This window comes from Planomonospora algeriensis (assembly GCF_977012225.1).
Genome location: NZ_CDRNDK010000624.1, coordinates 1 through 3,016, shown reverse-complemented (window position 1 = coordinate 3,016; position 3,016 = coordinate 1). Strand labels below are relative to the sequence as shown.

Sequence of the window (3,016 nt, the reverse complement as noted above, 5' to 3'; positions counted from 1 at the left end):
GGGCCGCCACGCCGGATCCGCCCCGTCGCCCCCCGCGGCCGCACGGGTCCGTCCGGAGCCGTGGCCACGCGGCCGGAAAAGGACTGGACGGGGTGACCCCGGGCTTGTAGCTTGCGGGTGATCGTGACACCGCCCGAGGAGGTGAGACCCATGAACGCTGGATCTATATGGGTGCTCCCCCTCCCGGTCACGGTCGGGCGATCGACGTAGGCGTCGCCGGGAGCGCCTCGCAGGCAGGCACTCCCGAAAGGCAACACCTATGAACTCTCCGCAGGCCACCGCCGATCCGCCATCGGACGGCACGGCCGAGCGAGACCTCACCGCGGGCGACGGCCCCGGAGCGCTCCGGTCGCCGGCCTCCGGCGCCGACCGCGCGCCCTCGTGTCCGACGTGATCATCGCCGGGTGCGGGCCGACCGGCGCGATGCTGGCCGCCGAACTGCGACTGCACGATGTGCGGGTGCTCGTCCTGGAGCAGGAGACCGAGCCCAAGTCGTTCGTCCGCATCGTCGGCCTGCACGTCCGCAGTCTCGAACTGATGGCGATGCGCGGGCTGCTGGATCGCGTCCTCCGGCACGGAAGACGGCGTCCGGCCGGTGGCCTCTTCGCCGCCATCCCCAAACCCGCGCCCGAGGACCTGGATTCCGCGCACGCCTACCTGCTGGGCATCCCGCAACCGGTCATCGAGCGTCTGCTCGAAGAGCACGCGATCGAACTGGGCGCGCGGATCCGGCGCGGTCGCGCGGTCGCCGGTCTCGAGCAGGACGACGAGGGGGTGACCGTCCGGCTGGCCGACGGACGGCGGCTGCGTTCGCGCTACCTCGTCGGCTGCGACGGCGGGCGCAGCACGGTGCGCAAACTGCTCGGGGTCGGCTTCCCCGGCGAGCCCTCGCGGACCGAGACGCTGATGGGCGAGATGGAAGTGGGCGTGCCGCAGGAGGAGATCGCCGCCAAGGCAGCCGAGATCGGTGAGACTCATCGGCCGTTCTGGCTCCGGCCCTTCGGTGAAGGCGTCTACAGCGTCGTGGTCCCCGCCGCGGGAGTCGGCGACCGCGCCGCACCGCCCACCCTCGAGGATTTCAAGCAGCGGTTGCGCGCCATCGCCGGAACCGATTTCGGCGTGCACTCCCCGCGCTGGCTGTCCCGCTTCGGGGACGCCACCCGGCTGGCCGAACGCTATCGGGTCGGGCGGGTGCTGCTGGCCGGCGACGCGGCGCACATCCATCCGCCCATCGGCGGGCAGGGCCTCAACCTGGGCGTTCAGGACGCGTTCAACCTCGGCTGGAAACTGGCCGCGCAGATCCGCGGCTGGGCGCCGGAAACGCTGCTGGACACCTACCAGGCCGAACGCCGCCCGGTCGCCGAGGACGTGCTGGACAACACCCGCGCCCAGACGGAACTGCTGTCCGCCGGACCGGGCCCGCAGGCCGTGCGCAGGCTGCTCACCGAACTGATGGACTTCGACGAGGTGAACCGCCATCTGATCGAGAAGATCACCGCGATCGGCATCCGCTACGACTTCGGCGAAGGCCCCGACCTGCTCGGCCGCCGCCTGCGCGACATCGACGTGAGACAGGGCCGCCTCTACGGCCTGCTGCACCGCGGCCGCGGCCTGCTGCTGGACCGCACCGGACGCCTGACCTCCGGCGGCTGGGCCGACCGGGTCGATCACCTCGCGGATCCCACCGCGGCGCTGGACGTCCCGTGCGTCCTGCTGCGCCCCGACGGCCACGTCGCCTGGATCGGCGACGACCAGCGGGACCTGGACCGCCACCTCTCCCGCTGGTTCGGCAGGCCCGCCGGCTGATCCCGCCTGAGCCACCGGAAGGCCCCCGAGGCTGATCGGAACGCCCGGTGGCGGTCGGCCGCCGGGCGGCCGGAGGCGGCATCGGCCATGCCGCCTCGTCCGCCGATCGTCCTGCCGGGAGCCGTCAGTCGCTCTCGGTGCGGCCCAGCCGCCAGTAGCCCATGAAGGCCACCGAGGAGCGGTCGATCCCGGCCTCCTGCACCAGGTGGCGGCGGAGCAGCTTGACCACCCCCGCCTCGCCGGCCAGCCAGGCGTAGAACCCGCCCGCGGCGGAGCCGGAGGGCGGGGGGCACCTCCCAGAGGATGCCCGCGTCCACGTCGACGTCCTCCAGCGCGGCCGGCGCGCCGGAGGAGGCCTCCGGCGCGGCGAGCTCGCGGACCGCCTCGCGGACCGCGGGGACCAGCAGGTCGCCGTGGCGGGCCCCGTCACGGGGGAGCCAGGTGACCCGCACACCCGGCGGGACGTCGAGCGGGAGCGCGTCGGCGGACACCGGGACCTCGAGCAGGATCCTGGCCCGCACGCCGGGGGAGAGGCTCTCGGCGATGGCGCAGATCGCGGGGACCGCGGTCTCGTCACCGGCCAGCAGCAGGCGGTCCGCACCGGGCGGGGGCGCCCACTCCTGCCCGCCGGCCGGGCCGGAGTACGCCGCGTTGGGGCCGAGCACCACGAGCCGGTGCCCGGGGGCGGCGTAGGCGGCCCACCGGGAGGCGGGGCTGATGTCGCCGTGCAGGACGAAGTCGATGTCGAGCTCGCGCAGCGCCGGCCGTACGGCGCGCACGGTGTAGGTGCGGATCGGGTTGCGCAGCGCTTCGGGGAGCGCCCGCCAGCGCCCGTACCAGGTGTCGTCGTCGCCGAGCGGGGTGAAGGTGCCGTCGGGCAGGGGGAGGACCACCTTGACGCGCTGGTCGAAACCGCACTGGGCGAAGGCGGCCAGGTCGTCGCCGGTGAGGGTGATCCGCACGAAGCTCGGGCTGAGCCGGTGCGAACGCAGGACCTGCACGTGGAAGAAGCGGTAGGCGGGGATCTCCCTGGCCTGCTCCGGGGCCGGGGCGCTGTTCACGGTCATGGGATCGCCTTCTGTCAGGAGGTTGCACGACCAACTTAGCTTTGCCTAACCTAATGGATCAAATCCTGGCGGCGGTCCGCTCCGGCGCGGCGGCGCCCGGACCGCCGGTGCCGGCCGGCCGGAGCGGGGCGCGGCCGCCACCG

Annotated in this window: 2 protein-coding genes and 1 pseudogene; 1 reads left to right on the top strand and 2 read right to left on the bottom strand. The window is 73.8% G+C overall.

Translation table 11 applies throughout. From position 1 onward, the window contains the following. Positions 1-381 precede the first annotated feature (381 nt). Positions 382-1,806 carry a rifampin monooxygenase gene (rox, locus tag ACWJ6R_RS33560; RefSeq protein WP_449066073.1) on the top strand — a complete coding sequence of 475 codons (1,425 nt, stop codon included), beginning with the start codon at positions 382-384 and terminating at the stop codon, positions 1,804-1,806. Positions 1,807-1,930: 124 nt separating this feature from the next. On the opposite strand, the gene ACWJ6R_RS33555 is transcribed toward rox, so the two are convergent. Both ACWJ6R_RS33555 and ACWJ6R_RS33550 read right to left on the bottom strand, forming a co-directional pair. Further along, entirely contained in the window at positions 1,931-2,035 is a 105-nt protein-coding gene (locus ACWJ6R_RS33555) for an SIP domain-containing protein (RefSeq protein WP_449066074.1), read from the bottom strand. A gap of 208 nt (positions 2,036-2,243) precedes the next feature. After that, positions 2,244-2,873 (bottom strand): annotated as a pseudogene (locus tag ACWJ6R_RS33550) (siderophore-interacting protein); the annotation flags it as partial. Positions 2,874-3,016: the final 143 nt, after the last annotated feature.